Below are 22004 nucleotides of genomic sequence, written 5' to 3' on the forward strand. Positions count from 1 at the left end.
TATGAAACATTAGTTTTCCACGTTACAAATTTCAACGTCATTATGCAGGCTTTACTGGGAGTTTTATTCCACTTCATTGGAGGGTTTGCCTCCGGCAGTTTTTATATCCCTTACAAAAAAGTGAAGGGGTGGAGCTGGGAGAGTTACTGGATTGTGGGAGGCGTGTTTTCCTGGCTGGTTGTCCCTTTAGTGGCTGCCTGGCTTACCGTTCCCGGTTTCATGGACATCATTGGAAGCACCGAGGGGCACGTACTTTTCTGGACTTATTTCCTGGGCGTGTTATGGGGTATTGGTGGTTTAACCTTTGGCTTATCTATGCGCTACCTGGGTATGTCGCTGGGTATGGCGGTGGCCCTGGGCTTCTGTTCTGCTTTTGGCGCCCTTATACCACCTATTTACCGTGGTCTGTTTACCGATGATCCCAATACCCTGGGCGCTATGTTACATACCAGTAAAGGGATGTTTGTGCTGTTGGGCGTAGTGGTATGCCTGGCAGGTATTGCGATATGCGGGAGAGCGGGCATGTTGAAGGAAAAGGAGCTCTCGGAAGCACAGAAGACGGAAAGCATACAGGAATTTAACCTTCGTAAAGGATTAGTGGTGGCCATTGTTTCCGGCATCCTGAGCGCCTGCATGAGCTTCGCTATTACAGCAGGCAACAGCATGGGCAAAGCGGCTGTGGCTAATAATGCCAACCCGCTATTCAAGAACAATGTTATTTTTGTAATTATCATGTTAGGCGGACTGACCACCAACTTTATCTGGTGCATGATCCTGAATAAACGGAATCAGTCTTTCAACGATTATACGAACAAAGAAACGCCATTGGTAAAGAATTACCTGTTTGCCGCCATCGCCGGCACCACCTGGTTTCTGCAGTTCTTTTTCTATGGCATGGGAGAAAGTAAGCTGGGCAATGATGCCAGCTCCTGGATCCTGCATATGGCTTTTATTATCCTGATTTCCGGCATGTGGGGCTTTGTGTTGAAGGAATGGAAAAATGCCAGTAAAAAAACATTCGCTACCATTTCCCTGGGTATATTCACCATTATTCTTTCTGTAGTCCTGGTGGGGTATGGTAATTCATTAGACAATTAACCCGCAGCATTATCGCAATTAAAAAACGTTAAAATTATATCGTATGTCTTTAGATGGAACTACCACGCAATTCAGGCATGTCAGTTATTTATGGGATGAAACAACAGCGGCCGGGATGGCTGGTGATGAAGTAGCCTTGCTGATTTATCGTTCCAATTTACTGGGCGCCGACCTGCGGCTGACCAATTATGGTGGAGGCAATACCTCCTGCAAGGCCATGGCTAAAGATCCGTTAACAGGCGAACAGGTAGAAGTGATGTGGGTAAAAGGTTCCGGTGGGGACCTGGGTACACTTAAAAAAAGTGGGCTGGCAGCCTTATATGTAGATCGCCTTCGCAGTCTGCAACATATTTACAAAGGTATTGCGCATGAAGATGAAATGGTGGAACTGTTTAATCATTGTATTTACGATCTGAGTTCCAAAGCACCTTCTATTGATACCCCCCTGCATGGATTTCTTCCTTTCAAACATATCGATCACCTGCATCCGGATGCAGCCATTGCAATAGCTGCTGCCAAAGATGGTAAAAAGATTACGCAGGAATTATTCAATGGTACCATCGGTTGGGTGCCCTGGCAAAAACCGGGATTCGACCTTGGCCTGCAATTGAAACAATGCCTGGACGAAAACCCCGGTATCCGCGGCATTATGCTGGGATCACACGGACTTTTTACCTGGGGCGATACCGCCTACGAAAGCTATATCAATACCCTCGAAGTAATAGAACGATGTGCAGAATACCTGGAAGAAAATACGGGGCGTCATAAACCGGTATTTGGCGGCGCTAAAATCGCCTCCTTGCCAGACGAAGCACGCAAGGCCCAGGCTGCGGCATTGGCGCCAATTTTACGGGGCTATTGCTCATCTCAGCAGAAAATGGTGGGACACTTTACAGATGATGCCCGGGTTCTGGAATTTATTAATTCCAACGAGCTTGACCGGCTGGCTCCACTCGGCACCAGCTGCCCGGATCACTTTTTACGCACTAAAATAAGCCCCCTGGTGCTGAACATCGCAGCAGATGCAAGTCTGGCGGATGTGGATGCCGTAAAAACCGGCTTGCTGCCTTTGTTCGAAACATACCGGGAGATGTATGCCAGTTACTATAATACCTGTAAACATCCCAACAGCCCGGCCATGCGCGATCCTAATCCGGTGGTGATCCTGTACCCCGGCGTAGGTATGTTCACCTTCGCAAAAGATAAACAAACCGCCAGGGTAGCCGCAGAATTTTATATTAACGCGATCAACGTGATGAAAGGAGCGGAGGCTATTTCCGAATATACTTCTCTGCCAAGACAGGAAGCTTTCAATATTGAATACTGGCTGCTGGAAGAAGCGAAGCTGCAACGCATGCCTAAACCTAAAGCACTGACTGGTAGAATTGCCCTGGTTACCGGCAGCGCCGGCGGTATCGGTAAAGCCATCGCTAAAAAGTTTGCGGAAGAAGGGGCGGTAGTGGTCATCAATGATAACGATGCACAACGACTGGCCAGTGCTACTGCCGAGTTTAATAAATTATACGGGAACGATGTATTCGCAGCAGACCTGCTGGATGTAACAGATGCAGCGTCTATCCATCAGACTTATAATACTGCCGTACTGGCGTTTGGTGGCGTAGACATTATCGTCAATTGCGCAGGACTCTCCATTTCCAAACCATTGGAAGATCATACAGAAAAAGACTGGGACCTGTTATATGATGTACTGGTAAAAGGACAATTCCTGGTAACACAAGCGGGTGTAGAGATCATGCGCAAACAGGCTACCGGTGGTRATGTGCTGAATATTGTCAGTAAAAATGCGCTGGTATCCGGCCCCAATAATGCGGCGTATGGTTCTGCCAAAGCGGCACAGTTACATCTGAGCAGACTCAATGCTGCTGAGCTGGGAAAAGATCGTATACGCGTAAACGTTGTAAACCCCGATGCAGTAATTTCCGACAGCAAAATATGGGCAGGCGCCTGGGCAGAAGGCCGCGCCAAAGCATATGGTGTAAAGGTGGAAGAACTGCCGGCATTCTACGCCAAACGTACCCTGCTCAATGAAATTATTGTACCCGAAGATATTGCCAACGCCTGTTATGCTTTTGTAAGTGGCCTGCTGAATAAAGCCACCGGCAATGTGCTGAACGTGGATGGAGGTGTAGCCATGGCTTTTGTGAGATAAAAACAGTATTTTATCTGCTGTTAAAAATAGAGAACTATGCAAATAGAAAAATACAAAATAGACGAACATAATCATTTATTGGGGGCAGTTCATCAACGTGCATTTGATTACCTCTCCGGAGAAATTAAAAATGTGCCGGAGATCCTGCAGCAGCTAGCTGCTTTCCAGGTAGGCATCCCCAGTTGGGCCCTCGGCACGGGCGGCACCCGCTTTGGCCGTTTCCCTGGTGGTGGCGAACCCCGCAACCTGGAAGAAAAGATAAGTGATGTTGGATTATTACATCAGCTGAACCAATCCAGCGGCTCTATCTCCCTTCATATTCCCTGGGACGTACCAGATAACCCGGCACACATAAAAGCGGTGGCTGCGCAGCATGGTCTCCGCTTCGATGCTATGAACTCCAATACCTTCCAGGATCAGCCGGGGCAGCAGCATAGCTATAAATTTGGTTCGCTGCAGCATGTCAATAAAGATGTCCGCAAACAAGCAATAGAACATAACATCGAAGTGATTCAGCACGGCGTGGCATTGGGCTCTGATGCCCTGTCCATCTGGCTGTCTGATGGCTCCTGTTTTCCCGGGCAGCTGAATTTCCGCCATGCTTTCGAGAACACCCTGGAAGGACTGGAGGAAATTTATGCCGCCTTACCAGACAACTGGAAAGTGTTTGTAGAATACAAAGCAGCAGAACCTAACTTCTATTCTACTACAGTGGGTGACTGGGGACAGTCGCTCCTGTATGCCAATAAACTGGGGCCTAAAGCCTATTCCCTGGTAGATCTGGGACATCATCTGCCTAATGCCAACATCGAACAGATCGTTTCGCTGTTGCTGATGGAAGGTAAACTGGGCGGCTTCCATTTCAATGATTCCAAATTTGGCGATGATGATCTTACCGTAGGCAGTATCAAACCTTATCAGCTGTTTYTTATCTTTAATGAGCTGGTGGAAGGAATGGATGCAAGAGGGATGAACCACCCTACAGATCTGGCGTGGATGATAGATGCTTCTCACAATGTGAAAGATCCGCTGGAAGACCTGCTGCAGTCCGTAGAAGCTATTATGATCAGCTATGCGCAGGCACTGCTGGTAGACCGTAAAAAATTATATGCAGCACAACAAAATAATGATGTGGTAACTGCACAGGAAATATTGCAACAGGCATTCCGTATCGATGTCCGTGCACTGGTGGCTACCGCCAGAATGCAGACAGGGGGCGCCTTGAATCCATTAGCCTTGTATCGTTCAGAGAAAGTAAGAGATCAGCTGATCCGCAAAAGAGGATTGAGAACAATGGCGACCGGACTGTAATTTTAAAAATATTTATGAGCGAAATTCCCGTTATAGCCATCTTTGATGTTGGTAAAACCAATAAGAAACTGTTTCTTTTTGATGAACAGTATCGTATCATCTTTGAACGGACAGCACGTTTTACGGAAACCGTGGATGAAGATGGAGCGCCCTGTGAAAACCTGGAAAGCCTTCGCCTCTCTGTGTTTGATTCTTTGAGAGAAGTATTCCGCAGAAAGGAGGTGGTGATCAAAGCCATTAATTTTTCTACCTATGGCGCCAGTTTGGTGTATATAGATGAAGAAGGGCGCCCATTAACTCCTTTGTACAACTACCTGAAAGAATATCCTGCGGCACTGCGGGAACAGTTTTATAATACCTATGGTGGAGAAAAAGCTTTCTCCGTACAAACTGCTTCTCCCGTACTGGGCAGCCTCAATTCCGGTATGCAGTTATACCGGCTGAAGTATACGCAGCCAGACATTTACCGGCAGGTAAAGTATGCGCTGCATTTGCCACAGTATATGAGCTACCTGCTCTCCGGCGTAGCCTGCTCAGATATTACCAGCGTCGGTTGCCACACTAATTTGTGGGATTTTCAACAGCATAACTATCATATGTGGGTAATAAAGGAAGGGGTGCTGGAAAAGCTGGCGCCCTTATTACCTTCCAACGAAGTAATGCCCGCTGCATTTCCCGGTAATAATTACGCGATAGGTACCGGTTTGCACGACAGCTCCGCTGCGTTGATTCCTTACCTGGTTAACTTTCACGAACCTTTTATTTTAATCTCTACCGGCACCTGGTGCATCAGCTTCAACCCGTTTAATGATACACCGCTTACCGATGAAGAACTGGCTGCCGACTGTTTATGCTATATGACCTTCCAGGGCAAGCCCGTAAAGGCTTCCCGCCTGTTTGCCGGCTATGAGCATGAGCAGCAGGTGAAGCGTATTGCTACACATTTCAATCAGCATACCGGTCATTACCGCAATATTGATTTTGATAGCCGCATCATCCGCCTGCTGAAAGAACGGAACAAACAGGACCATGCGCTGCTACCACCTGATCCCAAACTACTACAGGCTTCTGTATTTGGACAAAGGGACCTGCATACATTTTCATCTGACACGGAAGCCTATCATCAGTTGATGTTAGACATCGCCCAACAGCAATATATAGCCACCAAAAGAGTATTAAACGGCTCTTCCGTAAAACGTATATTCGTTGACGGTGGGTTCAGTAAAAATGCCATTTACATGAATTTGCTGGCAGTACTTTTTCCGGAGATAGAGATCTTTGCTGCGTCTATGGCGCAGGCTACTGCGATGGGAGCTGCACTCGCTATCCATTCATCATGGAATAGCAAGCCATTGCCCAACGATCTGATAGAATTGAAGTATTATTCGGTGACACATGATGCAACATTATAAAGATTTGCTTATTATTACTATCAAGAAATAATACTATGCATGCTCTCTTTATTTTCCTCCTCAGCTTTGTTGCCATACCAGCCCTTGCACAAAATGTAATGCCTTTGTATACCGGACTTCCGCCGGGTGGTATTGCTTCCCCTGATGAAGAAATAACAGATAAAGAGAATAACCGTGCACTCACCAGTATAGCTACGCTAACTGCTTACCTGCCCCCCAGAGAAAAAGCTACCGGCACGGCCGTGCTGATTTGTCCGGGTGGCGGCTATGCCTGGGTAGTGCTGCAAAAAGAAGGATTGAATATTGCGGAATTTTTCGTGAAACAAGGCATTGCGGCTTTTGTACTAAAATACCGTTTGCCGTCTGATAAGATCATGACGGACAAAAGCAGTGGTCCTTTGCAGGATGCGCAGGAAGCCCTGAAAATGATACGATTACATGCCAAGGAATGGAATATCGACAATAACCGGGTAGGCATTATGGGTTTTTCTGCCGGTGGCCACCTGGCGTCCACAGCAGGAACACATTTTGACCGCCCCGTACTGGCCGCTAATGTAGGGCTCAATCTTCGCCCGGATTTTATGATCCTGGTATACCCGGTGATCAGCATGGAAAGGAACCTCACTCATGCCGGCTCCCGCAAGCGTTTATTAGGCGATTTTCCGGACGAGTTAACCGTTAAATATTACTCCAACGACCGGCAGGTAACGCCGCAAACGCCACCCACCTTGCTGTTTCATACCGGCGACGATAAGACAGTAGACGTAGACAACACCTTGTTGTTTTACCAGGCATTGCGCCACCAGCATGTCCCAGCCGAAATGCATATTTACCCTGAAGGGGATCATGGGTTTGTGCTCAAACTGCCGGTAGAAGTATGGATGCAGACCGTGATGAAATGGCTGGGCCGCAGCGGCATGCTGAATACCGATAATCCCTTGCTACAGGGAGGTACAGGACAGTTATACTGATACAGTTTTCTATTTTGAGTTTGTTTAGCTATCGCCTGTCATAGACAGGGAGGGTACTGTTATGTATAACGGACAACACTAAACGGAATTTCACGGACAATACATGAATCATTTTATGTTACGAAAAATACCTGGATATCCTGCTGCGCTACTCTTACTACTTTCAGTTGCATCCGCTGCCAGTGCGCAGAAAGCTGCTTTGCAGCAAGGATTTGTTACTCCGCCGGATAGCATTAAGCCAAGCGTGTACTGGTATTGGATGAGTGATAATATTTCGCAGGAAGGTGTGAAAAAAGATATTGAAGCCATGGCGAAAGTGGGGATAGGCCGTGCTTTTATCGGGAATATCGGTTATCCGAAAGAAGAAGTGCCTTATGGAAAAGTAAAATTGTTTTCGGAGGAATGGTGGAAAGTGACCCGCACAGCCATCAGCACAGCCTCCAAAAGCGGAATAGACATTGGCTTATTCAACAGTCCCGGCTGGAGCCAGAGTGGCGGCCCCTGGATCAAACCATCACAGTCGATGCGTTACCTTACCGCCGGCGATGAAATAAACGTACAGGGCCCCCGTCAACTTTCGCAACCAGCGCCCAACATCGCAGACTTTCAAACCGTAGCAGTGATGGCTTTCCCAGTACCCGCAGGAGATGGAGATGATATTAGCAAACATGCGCCGATACTCAGCTCCAACGCCGGCTTTGTGCACATCGAAAACCTGGTAGATGGTAATACCACCGAGGAAGTAGTGGTATCAGCACCGGTGAGCCGACCAGCCCCTGTCACCATAGACATGGCCGTGGAAGCGGATTTCACGGCGAGAAGCCTGATCATTTACCCTGCCGCCCGGCCTTTCAAAGCGCAGTTTGAGTTACAGGTAAAAGAAGGTGACACCTGGCATAGCGTAAAAGTATTTGAACTGGATCGTAGCAACCCTGCACCCAACGTAGGTTTTAAGCCTTACGCTCCGGTGGCCGTTTCTTTTAAAGCTGTCACCGGCAAGCAATTCAGGCTGCTGATCAGTAACGGGCATCCGGCGCTGGCAGAAATAAATTTGCTGGCCGCCCCGCGTATAGAACGTTTCGAAGAAAAACAGCTGGCTAAAATGTTCCAGACACCTTTGCCTTTATGGAATGAATACCAGTGGCCGCAACAGCCGGCGGTAGACGGGGAGGGGGGAATCATTGATCCTGCTAAAGTCATTCATCTCACTAAAAACTTATTGCCCGACGGCACGCTTAACTGGAATGTGCCTGCGGGCAACTGGATCGTGGTGCGCTATGGCATGTTGCCCACCGGCGTTACCAATGGCCCGGCTTCCAGGGAAGGTATAGGATTAGAAATAGATAAGATCAGCGATACCTGGTCACAATACCACTATGATTCTTTTGTGGGAAAAATCCGCAACAGCATACCAGCAGCGGAACGTACCGCCCTGAAATGGGTAGTGGCAGATAGCTATGAAACAGGTTCACAGAACTGGACAGATGATATGGCCACAGACTTTGCGCAACAATATGGCTATGATCCTTTGCCCTGGCTGCCTGTGTTATCCGGCAGGGTAGTGGGTTCGGCAGATCAGTCGGACCGTTTCCTATGGGACCTGCGCCGCCTGGTTGCAGATCGCGTAGCTTATAAATATGTGGCCGGTTTACGTAAGGCAAGTCATAAAGACGGATTGAAGTTGTGGCTGGAAAACTACGGTCACTGGGGTTTCCCTTCTGAATTCCTGAAGTATGGTGGGCAGTCGGACGAAATTGGCGGTGAATTCTGGAATGAGGGTACTTTGGGAGATATTGAATGCCGCGCCGCTTCTTCCGCCGCGCACATCTATGGTAAAACAAAGGTGGCAGCGGAATCTTTCACTGCCGGAGGCCAGGCATTTGTGCGCTATCCGGCGCTGCTGAAACGCCGTGGCGACTGGTCTTTCACTGAAGGTATTAATCATACGTTGTTACACGTATTCATCACGCAACCATACGAAGACCTGAACCCCGGTGTGAATGCCGGTTTCGGAACAGAGTTTAACCGCAAGAATACCTGGTTTTACCAGGGCAAAGCCTTTGTAGATTATATCAGGAGATGTAACTACCTCCTGCAACAAGGAAAGGCCGTTAATGATGTGGCGTATTTCATCGGAGAAGATGCTCCTAAAATGACCGGCATCAGAAATCCAGAATTGCCCAAAGGCTATTCTTATGATTATATCAATGCAGAGGTAATCATGAACCGGGTGCAGGTAAAAGAAGGCAAGCTGGTATTGCCGGATGGCATGAGCTATCGCCTATTGGTACTGCCACAACTGGAAACGATGCGGCCAGAGCTGCTGCAAAAAATCGCGCAACTGGTAAAGCAGGGCGCCACTATTCTTGGCCCTGCGCCGCAACGCTCGCCCAGCTTACAGCATTATCCGGAAGCAGATGCGCAGGTGCGTCAACTGGCAGCTATTTTATGGGGCAACGATCAGCTACAGCAGCGCAAATACGGCAATGGGCAGGTACTTAGCGGTATGGGCATGGAAGAGGCATTACACATCCTGCAATTACAGGCAGATGTGGTGGACTTACCAGCACAAGTACTTTATGCTCATCGCTCCACGCCGGAAGGAGAATTATATTTCATTACCAATCAGTCTGCCAACGATATTAGCTTTTCACCCGCTTTCCGCGTAACGGGTAAACAGCCGGAATGGTGGGATGCTGTTACCGGTGACATCCGTGACCTGCCGGCATTTACAGAGAAAGATAAAAATACCGTAGTGCCGTTAGCGTTAGCTCCTTACCAAAGTGGTTTTGTGATGTTTCGTAAAAAAGCTACCGCGTTCAACAGCGGTAAGACTAACTTCCCCGCACCTACGTTATTACAGCAGTTAAACGCACCGTGGCAGGTACGCTTTGATACTGCCCAACGAGGCCCCGCTCAACCGATGGTCTTCGATCGACTGATCGACTGGAGCAAGAGTTCGAATGAACAGATCCGTAACTATTCCGGTACAGCAGTATATGAAACTACTTTTAAGGCAGATGAATTACCGGCAGGAGCCACGATATACCTGGATCTTGGCAACGTGAGTGTGATGGCCACTGTGAAGTTGAATGGGGTGGAACTCGGTACAGTATGGACCCCACCTTATCGTGTCAACTTAAAAAATGTGCTTAAAAAAGGAACTAATAAACTGGAAATAGCGGTTGTCAATACCTGGGTAAATCGCCTGATAGGAGATAGCAGGCTACCTGCTGCGTCACGCAAAACGTGGAGTAACGTAAATCCCTATACGCTGGAGTCTGTGTACCCACCGGCAGGATTATCAGGGCCTGTAAAACTGATAGCGGTAACCTATTAATTTCACCAACATGAATGATATCACATGAAAATATACACCTGGTTCCTGCTTGCAAATATTTTCCTGTTGGAGGAGATATCCGCCCAGGCTCAGTTGCCACCGGTGTTTGACAGCACACGTATGGCCACGGTTCAAACAACGCCTACTGTGCGGCGGTATTTATCTCCCGAAAAAATTATATGGCAAACAGCCAATACCGGTAGCAGCATTACCAATGCTGCATGTTTCCTGCTACCCGGCAACGGACAAGCCGACCTGGCGAATCAAAATATGTGTGTACTGAAAAGCAGTGCCACTGAACATCCCGGTATCCTGTTCGACTTTGGTAAGGAGCTGCACGGAGGCCTGCAACTGGTCACCGGCATGTATAAAAGTGGTAAGCCTGTGAAACTGCGGGTGCGCTTTGGAGAATCCGTGAGTGAAGCCATGAGCGATATTGAACCCGGCAAAAATGCCACCAACGACCACGCCATACGCGATATGATTGTGGAAGTTCCCTGGCTGGGCAAACTGGAGGTGGGCAATACGGGTTTCCGTTTCGTTCGCATCGACCTGATGGATGATAATGCAGCACTCCAACTCAAAGAAGTAAGGGCTATTTTCGTTTACAGAGATCTCCCTTATCTCGGCTCCTTCAAATGCAGTGATGCCTTGCTTAATCAGATCTGGCTGACAGGCGCCTATACCGTTCACCTCAATATGCAGGACTATTTATGGGATGGTATTAAGCGCGACCGCCTCGTATGGATTGGCGATATGCACCCCGAAACGTCTACCATCAGCGCTGTATTTGGATATAATGAAGTGGTGACTAAGAGTCTGGACTTATCGCGGGATATTACCCCGCTGCCCCAATACATGAACGGCATGGTGTCGTATTCTATGTGGTGGGTGCTTATTCAGCGGGATTGGTACCAGCACACCGGCAACCTGGTTTATCTGCAACAACAGGCGGCCTATCTGAAAGGCTTGCTGGATCATTTATCTGAAAAAATTGATAGTAATAACAGCGAGGACTTGCAGGACGGCACCCGTTTCCTGGACTGGCCTTCCAGCGAAAATAAACCTGGCATACATGCCGGGTTGCAGGCTATGATGATCATGACGCTCGACGCCGGGGCGGCGCTGAGTAAGGTATTAAACGATGCCGCCACGGTGAAAAAATGTGAAGCCGCTATTGCCCGCCTGAAAAAGAATGTGCCGGATGCCAATGGTTCCAAACAGGCCGCTGCCTTGCTGGCTTTATCAGGTCTGGTGCCTGCAGAAAAAATCAACCAGGATATTTTATCCGTTGGTGGTGTAAAGGATTATTCTACTTTTTACGGTTACTATATGCTGCAGGCAAAAGCCAAAGCAGGAGACTACCAGGGAGGGCTAAACGATATTCGCGCCTATTGGGGAGCGATGCTAAAACTGGGTGCTACTACTTTCTGGGAAGATTTTAATATGGATTGGCTTCCGAATGCCTCCCGCATTGATGCCTTAGTGCAACCCGGACAAAAAGATATTCATGGGGATTATGGTGCTTACTGCTATAAAGGGTTTCGCCATAGCTTATGCCATGGATGGGCCTCCGGGCCTACTCCCTGGCTAACCGAACATGTACTGGGCATTTCTGTAATTGCACCCGGTTGTAAAGTGATTAAGGTAGCACCACATCTGGGTGATCTTCAATATGCAGAAGGCACGTTTCCTACACCATATGGCATTGTAACGGTGAAGCATACACGTCTGGCTAATGGGAAAATAAAATCAGAGATCAAAGCACCTCTGCAGGTGAAGATTATAAGGGAGTAAATTTTTCTTGACGTGGTCTATAGCAGCTCCGGGTTGCCGGAGCTGCTTTTTTATACTTGCTTCAAACGGATATTTGAACTGGGAAAACTTAATCAGGCGTGTATAAACTCGCTCAGGTCCACATCCGGTATATCAAAATCTTTCTTATGCCGGATAATATCCGGATGGAGATATAATTTATAATCTTTGATCACAAAAGGATTATCGGGATCTGTTTCATCCGGATTGGCATCACTGATCTTCAGCGTTTGTTTGATTTCTTTTAGCGCGTTCTGTAACCTTACGGCATTGAGTTGGGCCAGGGGCAATTGCCATTGAAACTGATGGGTATGATCAATAGAGATAGGCACCCATACGCTTTTGGCGGTAGACACGTTGAGATCTCTGTCAAAAAAAAGTACGTCTTCTATGGTGATCAAATCGGCTTGTATACCGGCTTCTCCATTAGGTAGCATTACTTTGCCATAGCCGCCGATGCTGAAAATGCTCAGTGCTCTTTTATCAGCCAGTATTTTTTTTAGTTGGATCATGAATTCCGGCAGGGAGCTGAAAGGTATTTCTATAATGTCGTCCAGGCGTATATACGTGGGCGTTAGTAGTTCGTGACGGATCGTAATCGCCAATACCCGTTCAAGGTCTTCAAATACAGTATCGGGTATTGGCGCACCTTTTTGGAGGGCTTGTATTGTTGGATATCCTTCCGGGGCATCTTCATAAAAGTACCAGGTATTATGATAGCCACTGTCCGGGAAATCAACATGTTTCATGATGAGGTAAGTTTGGTAAGGTGCAAGAGAACAAATATAGCGCTTTTGCAGCTTGACACCTCATTGCGATAACAATAACCGCAGGTTCCTGTTAAGTTCACCCACTTTGGATCCCAGCGGTTCAAAGAAATCCCTGTCAAATTTCTCTACCACTTTGATGGCCTGTCTGGCCATCTTTTCGCCGGCTTCTGTTAAAGCCACTGTTTTCGCCCGGGTATCTGTAGGATGCTCCTTTCTTTGCAGTAATCCTTTCGTTTGCAGGGTACGAAGTACGGTGGAAGTAGTCATCGGATCTATTTTGGAATGAGCCGAGAGCAGGATCTGGGTCACCGGTTCGTTTTGCTGCATCAACCACATGGTACTGGCCAGCAGCACAAACTGAGAATGCGTAAGATCATACTTTTCCAGGGCTTTCCTGATCTCTCTTTGCCATAAACTGGTGACCTGCCACAACAGGAAGCCCGGACTTTCCTCCGCCGACTCTACGCTAAAAGCATTATCGTCTTTTTTCATCTTGCCTTTTTTGCAAAAATAATTATAGTTTGCTGGCTACCCGCACCTGGTTCTGCATTTCTTCCGGTAAATGATTTACGATATCCTGCGCTACTATTTTCTTCCACAAAAAGCCCAGTACACCGGATACTCTCATAGTTACGGTCAATTTCAATCCTTCAGGGGTATCCTCAAAAGTATGCTCACCGTACATTTTGGCTAAAGGGAAGTGGGTGAGGTCCACAAACTTTCTGTTTGGAACGGTTTCGTATAATTCGATTTTGATTTTTGGGCCTTTCTTAGGCTTCAGCAGAAAATGATTTCCCTTTTCAAATTTGCCGTCCAGTTTGGCATATTCAATACCGTTATCCCAGGTATGCCTCTTTCTTGCCTCTTATAGTCTTACTCATGGCTCTTGTTGCTGCTGTATTTGCTGCTGAAGTCCGCCCATGGCCTGGATCAGCTAATACTTATACCTGTGGATGCTCCCAAGGGCCCCGGTAAGGTCGCTGTAAAAGTGCCGTGGCAGCAGGATTATTGGTAATAATCCTTTTATGTGGGTCATAAACCACTGGTTGGCCGGTTTGCAGGGAGATATTAGCGAGAATGCAGCTGGCAGTGGATATATGTCCCTCTTCAATGTCCGCCACCGGCCGGCTTCCATTCTTGATGGCACCCAGGAAATTGAGCATATGCAGTCGCGTGGCAGGAGCGGCATTCAGCTCTATAGCTGGTTCAGTAACGTCTTCAGGATATTTCTCTTTTTCATATACTACATCTTTATGTATAGGTGTACCATTACCTTCTGGTATAAAGTCGTAAGACATGGTGCTGGCAGCGAGGGTACCTTTTTCTCCGTACAACTTAAAGGACCACGGATATTTAGGATCTGCCGGCGTGCCCCAGCTACGGTGCTGCCATACACAGTTCAGTCCCTCGTACTCGAAAATGGCGGACTGCGTATCTGTTATATTTGATTTGCCTTCCTTTTGTACATAAATGCCGCCGGTAGAACTGATACGTGTGGGCCAGCCCAGTTGCAGCATCCAGCGTACAGTGTCGAACATATGCACGCACATATCGCCCATAATACCATTGCCATATTCCATAAAGGTGCGCCACCAGCGAACATGCGGTAACCCATCGTAAGGCCGCAGGGGAGCGGGACCCGTCCACATATCGTAGTCAAAATAATCTGGTACTGCCTGCAATGGTGGGTTGCCGTTGTTACGCATATGATAGTAACAACACATTTCTACGTGTGATACCTTACCCAGCAAGCCGGCATCTACAATATTCTTTTTTGCTTCGATCAGGTGAGGAGTGCTTTTACGTTGTGTACCTACCTGTACTACCCGGTTGTATTTGCGTGCAGCCGCTACCATGGCTTCTCCCTCTATCACATCTACACTGATGGGCTTTTGAACATACACATGTGCGCCAGCCTGAAGGGCCGCGATGGTTTGTAAAGCATGCCAGTGATCCGGTGTACCTATTAACACAATATCCAGCTCATTTTCGGACAACAGCTTGCGATAATCTGTATACAGCCGGGGCATTGCGCCGGAAGCCTGCCTTTTACGTACCATTTCACCAGCCTCCTGCAGCATGTTTTTATCCGCATCGCATAGGGCTACTACTTTTACCGGTGCTACCTGTATCAGGCGGAATAAATCGCTTTTGCCGTACCAGCCGGTGCCTATCAGGGCTACCCGGAATGGTTTGTCGGGATTGATGAAATCGAGTGCGCTGGCGCCTATTGCAGAAAGAGCGAGGGTGGCCGTGGCCCCTTTCAGAAAGCGGCGACGGTTAATGTTAAAGTGGTCCATATCGTGGAATTAATTAAAACGGAAAATAGGTTCCCTGTTCAACAGGAAAATGGTTTAACCGAAAGAAAGATAATAATTCAGGCTAAGAAATTATAGCCCACAGATAATATTAATAATACCAGCTCCTGCCCGTTGAACTCCTTTCTAAGGATGGCCAGTGCCTTACCCATATGTTTTTCTACAGTATTAACGGAGATGCCTAATCGTTCTGCAATCCCTTTATTGGTCAACAATTCAAAACGACTCAGTTCAAATACTTCCCGGCATTTTTCCGGCATCTGTCCCAACGTTTGACGGAAGCGTAATTCAAGTGCTTTGCCATCGATCGTAGGCTGTATGGTATGATGAGTGATCTGTGTAGCGGCAATGTTAGCATGATGCGCTTCATGTATCAGCCGGTTGCGGAATTCGTTGAGGATACGGTTTTTGAGACTGGTGAGCAGGTAGGCCTTTACAGACGCATTGGCATCTAACAGCTGCCGGCGTTCATAGAAACTGACAAACACCTCCTGTACCGCATCATCTGCCGCAGCCCTTGACAGTAGCCTTTTGTGAGCAGTGCGATACATCACATCTATGTAACGTTGGTACAGCGTTTTGAAAGCAGCTTCATCATCCTTCTTCATCGCTGCCAGCAGGCGCTCATCAGGTAAGTCAGCATATATCACATTGAAATCAGTCATTATTCACGTCGATGTTACAGGTTCACGCATGAAAAGTATTTAAAAAAAATGAGAAATCGAATTATTGCCGGTATTCACGGCCTGAAAAATATTTTGAGTTGGGATGGCGGTAAAGTCATTCTGATGTGTTTACATAGAAAGACATCCACCTTATGAACGCAAAAAAATTGGCCGACCTCCTGAAAAAGTACCAGGACGGCCAGTGTACGGAAGAGGAGCGTTACCTCGTAGAGAAGTTCTATCAGGGCTTCGATGCTGATGAGGATCAGTTGCCCGGCAGCAATAACATGCAGCCGACCTACGATGCGCTGTATGAGCAGGTTTTAGATAAGATAAAAGAAACGCCGGTCATCCGGAAACGTGCATTTACATTCCGACGGCTGGCCGCTGCAGCTGCCGTATTGGTGCTGTGTGTGGGCGCTGCGTGCTATTTTTTACTGCCGGATAAGATAGTAGAGGAAAAAACGGTTGCCAGACAAACAGAAAAAGTAAAAAAGCACTTTATCAAACTGTCGGACGGAAGCTCTGTACTGTTGAATGCCCACAGTGAACTAAAGTATCCGTCGGTATTTCCTGGCGATACCCGTGAAGTATACCTCATTGGGGAAGCATATTTCGATGTGACCGCCAATAGCCGGCAGCCTTTTATTGTGCATACCGGCAAAGTAGCCACCACCGTGCTGGGTACGGTGTTTAATGTAAAAGCATTGCCCGGTGATAAATCAGTAACCGTGACGGTGGAAAAAGGAAAGGTAAAGGTAGAAGCAGACGGCAAACCGTTGGGTGTAATAGGATCCAATCAGCAGATCKCTGTTGACCAGGCGGCTGTGGGATATGAGAAAAATGATATGGTAAATGTAGTACCGGTAGTTAACTGGGTGAAAGAAGATCTTGTATTTAACAATGTTACCTACGAAGAAGCCGCCAAAGTCCTGATGGAGCAATATGGTATCAGCATTGTCTTCCACCAGTCCCATTTGCAGCATTGCCGGTTCACGACCTCTTTTAAAAACCAGTCATCACTGGAAGATATTCTTGCCGTACTCTGTGCATTCAATCAATCAACCTATAGTATCAGGGATAGTATCGTCACCATCAGCGGCGGAAATTGTCAATAATATTAAAAGAACAGGTATGCCACCATAATCACCTATACATTAAAAAAGCAACCCCGGCTGCTACCAGGATTGCTTAAGAGGTCTTAAATACTTATGTAGAACAYTTAAAACCAATTGCAATTTATGCAAAAATTTACTCTTTTGCCTGGTGCAAAAGCACAGGGTTATGCCCCGTGCCTGCACAGGAAAGTGGTTATCAACCAACGAACACTGAAGCTATTTATGAGATTAAATGTAATTGCTGCGGTCATTACTTTTACCAGCACACAACTGCTGATGGCAGCTCCGGGGAAGGGGCAAACCATGGCTAAGACGACGGTTACACTGAGTGTGGAGCATGAGTCGCTCAAAACGGCCCTGTCACGTATAGAACGCCTGGCAGAAGTACGTTTTATCTACACCCAGGAGCAGGTGGCTGCGTTCAACAACATCAGCATACTTAAAGGTACCCGTACCATCGCAGAACAGTTGGATCTGCTGCTGTCCGGAACGCCGCTGCATTACCGGGTAGTGAATGACCACTTTATTATTTATAACGCGTTAAGCGAAACACCTGCTACCGGAACCGAATCAGCGGTAAAGGAAGAAGGCGTTATCCGTGGCAAGATAACGGATGCTAAAGGTGAGCCTGTTGTTGGAGCTACGGTACATTTGTCCGGTACTTCTCATGGCGCTACTACCAACACAGAAGGTGTATTTGTGATCAAAGGTCTGAAAGAAGGTAGTTACACCGTTACAGCATCTTCGATTGGTTTTGAAAAAGCTACTAAAACAGTTACACTCAGCGGTAAGGAAGCGGTAGTGACCCTTTCGCTGCCTGATGGCCTGAACCCACTCAACGAAGTAGTAGTGGTGGCCTATGGTACCCAGAAGCGTTCCAGCTTCACCGGTTCTGCCGCCACGCTCAAGGCAGACGCCTTTCAGGGCTCTCCGAGGGCTTCTGTGCAGGAAAACCTGCAGGGAAATGTAGCGGGCGTGATGGCAACCAGTGGTACCGGTCAGCCAGGTGCTGCGCCAGATATCCGTGTAAGGGGAGTAGGCTCCGTGAATGCAGGTAGCTCTCCGCTGTATGTGGTAGATGGTATTCCATTGGTCGCTACGAGCGTTAGCAGCCTGAATAGCGCCGATATCGAAAGCTTTACAGTGCTGAAAGATGCGGCCGCCGCCTCTATCTATGGCTCCCGCGCAGCAAATGGTGTAGTACTTATCACCACCAAAAAAGGGAAAAGTGGTAAAACAAAATTCAACGCTTCTTCCCAGTTTGGATTCAATAAAGTAACCTTAAATAAAGATCTCTATCCCCTGAATACCACAGAGATGATAGAGCTGTTGAGAGAAGGAGTGAAGAATGCTGGCAAAGACGAAGACTATTTTCAGTCTGAACTTAAAACAGCCGGTATTGATACTACCGTAAATACAGACTGGTTTGATGTGTTGACCCGCAACGGCCAGTTCCAGCAATACGATCTCTCTGCCAGCGGTGGAACAGATAAAACCACCTTCTATGGTTCCGGCAGTTATTATACCAGCAAGGCTGCACTGGAAGGCAGTGAATTTAAACGCGCTACCGGTAACTTTAAACTCAGCAATAAGGCCACCGATAAATTATCCTTCAAATTAGGCGTGCAGCTGAGTTACCGTCAGCGTCGTGAGCAATCTGATGCAGGATCCAATGGTAACCCGGTACGCATGTACAAACGCTATATGCCCTGGCTGCGCGTGTTTGGTACAGATGGTACTTATGACCTCAGCTACCTGAATAAATATAATCCGCTGGCTGTAGTTAAAGAAAACTGGAATATGCGCTCCGACTACGGTGCTGTAGGAAACGCCAGCGCAAAATATGATTTCACAAAATCACTCAGCCTGGAAAACCAGTCCAGCATTGATTTCAATTACAATGATGTACAGGTATTTTATAAAGGCGGCATCGGTACCGCACGTACCAATGGCGGCGAAGCCACTTATTCTACCTATAAAACATTCAATTGGGTAAACACCAGTATTCTCCGCTTTAATAAAGACTTTGGCGAACATGGTGTAAACGCTTACCTGGGGTATGAAGCACAGAAAGTAAGCGCAGGCGGTAACAATGCAGGAGCACAGAATTTCCTGCCAGGCACCTATACCATGGATAATGCCGCTATTGCTACTGCAGCAGGATCCAACGTAACGGCCAACTCCCTCAATTCATTTTTTGCCAACGCCGGTTATAACTTTAAATCCCGCTACTACCTGAGTGCTTCCATGCGCCGCGATGGATCTTCCCGTTTCGGCAGTGCAAAAAGATTTGGTAATTTCTGGTCAGTAGGTGCTTCCTGGAACATAGCAGATGAAGCATTTATGAAATCCGTACGTGCCGTATCAGAACTGCGTATCCGCACCAGCTACGGTGTAAATGGTAACCAGGACATCGGTGATTTTGTTTCCCGTGCATTGTATAGCAGCACAGATTATAATCAAAGCCCCGGCTACTATTTTTCAAGATACGGTAACAGAATGCTGACCTGGGAAAAAAACAAACCATTTAATGTAGGGCTCGACTTTGGCGTGCTGGCAAATCGTATAACCGGTACCGTAGAATACTACACCCGTAAAACAACTGACCTTTTGCTGGATATGCCGATTTCCGCTACCAATGGTCTCAGCAGCCTGTATGCAAATGTGGGTGAGATGAAAAACAGTGGATGGGAATTCCAGGTAAATACACAGAACATTGTATCCCGTAACCAGGGCTTCACCTGGAATACCAGCTTTAATATCTCTACTTTAAAGAACGAAGTAACCGCATTGAATAGCCCTATCCTTTCTGATATCTATGATCGTCACGTAGGTGGTGATTTTTACCAGATCTATGTGAAAGGATATGCTGGTGTAGATCCTAAAACCGGAGAGTCCCTCTGGTATACGGATGCCACTAAAACCAAGACTACTAACGTATATGGTAATGCAGTACAATATGATCAAGGCAGTGCTTTGCCTAAGTTTTTTGGAGGCTTAACCAACACCTTCAGTTATAAAGGCATCTCTTTAAGCTGCCTGGTATTCTTTAATTACGGTAACAAAGTATATGACAACTGGGGATCTAATGCGAATGGCGACGGCGCATCTCCCTTGAATGGTGCTTCCAGTTTGCCAAGGTATACGTACCTGCACCGCTGGCAGAAAGAAGGTGATATCACCGATGTACCTAAGGTAGTATATAAAGGCACGCAATCTGGTGGTTATAGCTCTACCCGTTTCCTTTACAGTGGTAACTACATCCGTTTACGCGATGTATCCCTGTCGTACGACCTGCCTGCATACATGATGAAAGCCGCGCACATGGGCGGTGTAAGAGTATATGCCAAAGCAAGTAACCTGTTCACTTATGTAGAAGATAAACGCATGAATTTCGATCCGGAAGTAGGTATAGATGGTCAGGCGGATCAGAATGCGCCGATTTATAAAACAGTGGTGCTGGGAATCGATATCAGGTTTTAATCTTCAAATTCAACTAACATGAAAAAGTCAATATACATATATGCCATAGCGGGTTTGCTGTTATCGGCATCCTGCAAAAAAAGTTTTCTGGAAATAGATCCACAGCAGCAAACAGATGCTGATCTGGCGATTAAAGATCTGCCCGGAACACGCGCCGCCATCACCGGCACCTACTCCCTGATGCAGGCAGTTACCTATTATGGCCGCCATTCTGTAGTGCTGCCGGACCTGTTAAGTGATAACGTGTTTGTGAGCAGTGTAAACCAGAAACGTTACCTGAGCTACGACCAATACATAGTTACCGTGACCGATGGGGTAGCCAGTGATTTGTGGAAACAACTGTACCGCGTTGTAGTAAATGCCAATCTGCTCATCAGCAAAGCAGAGGCCAACGATTATCCTGATCTGGACAAAGCAGAGGCGCAGTTTATTATTGGCGAGGCTTACGCGCTGCGTGCCCTGGCTTATTTTGACCTGATGCGCTTTTATGCCATGCCTTATAATTACACTGCCGATGGTTCCCATCTGGGGGTGCCGCTGGTGATAAAAAGCGGTATCGACAACACACAGATCATTGCTCCTAAAAGAAATACCGCTAAAGAAGTATATGCACAGATCATTGCAGATTTTAATAAGTCAATGACGCTGATGACAAAATCCCCCGTAGGTTTCAAATCGTCCATGCGTGGCAGAATGAGCTATTATGGCGCGGAAGCGCTTTTATCCAGGGTGCAGTTGTACAAGGGCGATTGGGTAGCTGCCGATTCACTGGCAACAGATGTGATCAAAAAAGGAGGATACTCCCTGCTGCCACGTGCAACTATGGCCGATGATTCCAGGAAGCAGAACAGCGCGGAATCTATCTTCGAAATCCAGTACAACATCCTGGATAACCTGGACAGTGATGCCCTGGTGAATTTCTACTGGCAGTCCGGTAGTTATGGCGATGGACTGGCAACAGAAGATTTGTATAAAACGTATACTGCTACAGATGCAAGACGTGCTTTCGTTACTAAAGGTTCCCGCAAGAACGGTGAGAACCCTGCTTACCTGATCACGAAGTATACGAATAATACCAGTTATGAAGAGCCGGTAAGAGTGATCCGCCTCGCAGAAGTGTACCTGACACGTGCCGAAGCCCGTGCTAACCAGGGTATGGAGGGATTGGCCGCAGCAGATGTTGACGTCGTTGCTGGTCGTGCAGATGCCAACTGGACAGCTACTACCGCCACCGGTGATGCGCTGAAAACCATAGTACTTAATGAACGCCGCAAGGAGCTTGCTTTTGAAGGTCACCGTTTGTTTGACCTTACCCGTAATAAACTGAGCTTTACCAAATATCTTTCCGGCAGAAGTATTGCCATTGATAAAACAGATAAAAGAACGATCCTGCCTATTCCGCAGTCAGAAATGAATGCGAATAAGAACATGGAGCAGAATGATGCTTATAAGATACAGTAAACAATCAAAAAACAACAAGGAAAAGGCCATACGCAACACGCGTATGGCCTTTTTTACTTTATCACCGACAAA

The 22004-nt window shown here is 47.2% G+C and carries 15 protein-coding genes; 10 read left to right on the forward strand and 5 right to left on the reverse strand.

Going from position 1 to position 22004, the window contains the following annotated elements; genetic code table 11:
* The first annotated feature begins 42 nt into the window (after positions 1-42).
* From rhaT to AC1DP6_RS22310, 7 genes are all read left to right on the forward strand, one after another.
* A complete protein-coding gene (gene rhaT / locus AC1DP6_RS22280) occupies positions 43-1098 on the forward strand; it encodes an L-rhamnose/proton symporter RhaT (RefSeq protein ID WP_477056794.1) in 1056 nt (351 codons plus the stop codon).
* A gap of 43 nt (positions 1099-1141) precedes the next feature.
* Complete coding sequence (locus AC1DP6_RS22285; protein ID WP_477056795.1) at positions 1142-3268, forward strand: bifunctional aldolase/short-chain dehydrogenase; 2127 nt, start codon at positions 1142-1144, stop codon at positions 3266-3268.
* A 36-nt stretch (positions 3269-3304) separates the two neighbouring features.
* Positions 3305-4579, forward strand: coding sequence for a sugar isomerase (locus AC1DP6_RS22290; RefSeq protein ID WP_477056796.1), 1275 nt, complete (start codon positions 3305-3307; stop codon positions 4577-4579).
* Positions 4580-4593: 14 nt separating this feature from the next.
* Positions 4594-5991, forward strand: a complete 1398-nt coding sequence (locus AC1DP6_RS22295; RefSeq protein WP_477056797.1) for an FGGY-family carbohydrate kinase — start codon at positions 4594-4596, stop codon at positions 5989-5991.
* 35 nt (positions 5992-6026) lie between these two features.
* Positions 6027-6962 (forward strand): alpha/beta hydrolase, encoded by a 936-nt coding sequence (locus AC1DP6_RS22300; protein WP_477056798.1) that lies wholly within the window; start codon positions 6027-6029, stop codon positions 6960-6962.
* Positions 6963-7077: 115 nt separating this feature from the next.
* Positions 7078-10302 (forward strand): glycosyl hydrolase, encoded by a 3225-nt coding sequence (locus AC1DP6_RS22305; RefSeq protein ID WP_477056799.1) that lies wholly within the window; start codon positions 7078-7080, stop codon positions 10300-10302.
* Positions 10303-10326: 24 nt separating this feature from the next.
* Positions 10327-12099 carry an alpha-L-rhamnosidase-related protein gene (locus AC1DP6_RS22310; protein ID WP_477056800.1) on the forward strand — a complete coding sequence of 591 codons (1773 nt, stop codon included), beginning with the start codon at positions 10327-10329 and terminating at the stop codon, positions 12097-12099.
* A 92-nt stretch (positions 12100-12191) separates the two neighbouring features.
* Here AC1DP6_RS22310 and AC1DP6_RS22315 read toward each other — a convergent pair whose 3' ends face one another.
* The 5 genes from AC1DP6_RS22315 to AC1DP6_RS22335 all read right to left on the reverse strand — a co-directional run bounded on the left by AC1DP6_RS22315 (position 12192) and on the right by AC1DP6_RS22335 (position 15870).
* Positions 12192-12866 carry a hypothetical protein gene (locus AC1DP6_RS22315; RefSeq protein WP_477056801.1) on the reverse strand — a complete coding sequence of 225 codons (675 nt, stop codon included), beginning with the start codon at positions 12864-12866 and terminating at the stop codon, positions 12192-12194.
* Positions 12867-12926: 60 nt separating this feature from the next.
* A complete protein-coding gene (locus tag AC1DP6_RS22320) occupies positions 12927-13379 on the reverse strand; it encodes a MarR family winged helix-turn-helix transcriptional regulator (RefSeq protein ID WP_477024683.1) in 453 nt (150 codons plus the stop codon).
* A 22-nt stretch (positions 13380-13401) separates the two neighbouring features.
* A complete protein-coding gene (locus AC1DP6_RS22325) occupies positions 13402-13602 on the reverse strand; it encodes a hypothetical protein (protein ID WP_477056802.1) in 201 nt (66 codons plus the stop codon).
* A gap of 226 nt (positions 13603-13828) precedes the next feature.
* The gene (locus tag AC1DP6_RS22330) at positions 13829-15187 is read right to left on the reverse strand and encodes a Gfo/Idh/MocA family oxidoreductase (RefSeq protein ID WP_477056803.1); all 1359 of its coding nucleotides are present in this window, start codon (positions 15185-15187) and stop codon (positions 13829-13831) included.
* 77 nt (positions 15188-15264) lie between these two features.
* Positions 15265-15870, reverse strand: a complete 606-nt coding sequence (locus tag AC1DP6_RS22335) for an RNA polymerase sigma-70 factor (protein WP_477056804.1) — start codon at positions 15868-15870, stop codon at positions 15265-15267.
* Between the two features lie 152 nt (positions 15871-16022).
* Between AC1DP6_RS22335 and AC1DP6_RS22340 the strand changes: the two genes are divergently transcribed.
* The 3 genes from AC1DP6_RS22340 (at position 16023) to AC1DP6_RS22350 (ending at position 21932) form a co-directional block, all read left to right on the forward strand.
* Entirely contained in the window at positions 16023-16988 is a 966-nt protein-coding gene (locus AC1DP6_RS22340; protein ID WP_477056805.1) for a FecR family protein, read from the forward strand.
* Between the two features lie 123 nt (positions 16989-17111).
* A complete protein-coding gene (locus AC1DP6_RS22345; RefSeq protein ID WP_477056806.1) occupies positions 17112-20471 on the forward strand; it encodes a SusC/RagA family TonB-linked outer membrane protein in 3360 nt (1119 codons plus the stop codon).
* Between the two features lie 18 nt (positions 20472-20489).
* Positions 20490-21932 carry a RagB/SusD family nutrient uptake outer membrane protein gene (locus AC1DP6_RS22350; protein WP_477056807.1) on the forward strand — a complete coding sequence of 481 codons (1443 nt, stop codon included), beginning with the start codon at positions 20490-20492 and terminating at the stop codon, positions 21930-21932.
* Positions 21933-22004 lie beyond the last annotated feature (72 nt).

The organism is Chitinophaga sp. 01L420 (assembly GCF_056399985.1).

Bases quoted from the DNA above. Each gene is read 5' to 3' on its own strand.
- rhaT (WP_477056794.1), top strand. From the start codon at position 43: ATGCAGGCTTTACTGGGAGTTTTATTCCACTTCATTGGAGGGTTTGCC.
- AC1DP6_RS22295 (WP_477056797.1), top strand. From the start codon at position 4,594: ATGAGCGAAATTCCCGTTATAGCCATCTTTGATGTTGGTAAAACCAAT.
- AC1DP6_RS22300 (WP_477056798.1), top strand. From the start codon at position 6,027: ATGCATGCTCTCTTTATTTTCCTCCTCAGCTTTGTTGCCATACCAGCC.
- AC1DP6_RS22305 (WP_477056799.1), top strand. From the start codon at position 7,078: ATGTTACGAAAAATACCTGGATATCCTGCTGCGCTACTCTTACTACTT.
- AC1DP6_RS22310 (WP_477056800.1), top strand. From the start codon at position 10,327: ATGAAAATATACACCTGGTTCCTGCTTGCAAATATTTTCCTGTTGGAG.
- AC1DP6_RS22315 (WP_477056801.1), bottom strand. From the start codon at position 12,866: ATGAAACATGTTGATTTCCCGGACAGTGGCTATCATAATACCTGGTAC.
- AC1DP6_RS22320 (WP_477024683.1), bottom strand. From the start codon at position 13,379: ATGAAAAAAGACGATAATGCTTTTAGCGTAGAGTCGGCGGAGGAAAGT.
- AC1DP6_RS22330 (WP_477056803.1), bottom strand. From the start codon at position 15,187: ATGGACCACTTTAACATTAACCGTCGCCGCTTTCTGAAAGGGGCCACG.
- AC1DP6_RS22335 (WP_477056804.1), bottom strand. From the start codon at position 15,870: ATGACTGATTTCAATGTGATATATGCTGACTTACCTGATGAGCGCCTG.
- AC1DP6_RS22345 (WP_477056806.1), top strand. From the start codon at position 17,112: ATGCAAAAATTTACTCTTTTGCCTGGTGCAAAAGCACAGGGTTATGCC.
- AC1DP6_RS22350 (WP_477056807.1), top strand. From the start codon at position 20,490: ATGAAAAAGTCAATATACATATATGCCATAGCGGGTTTGCTGTTATCG.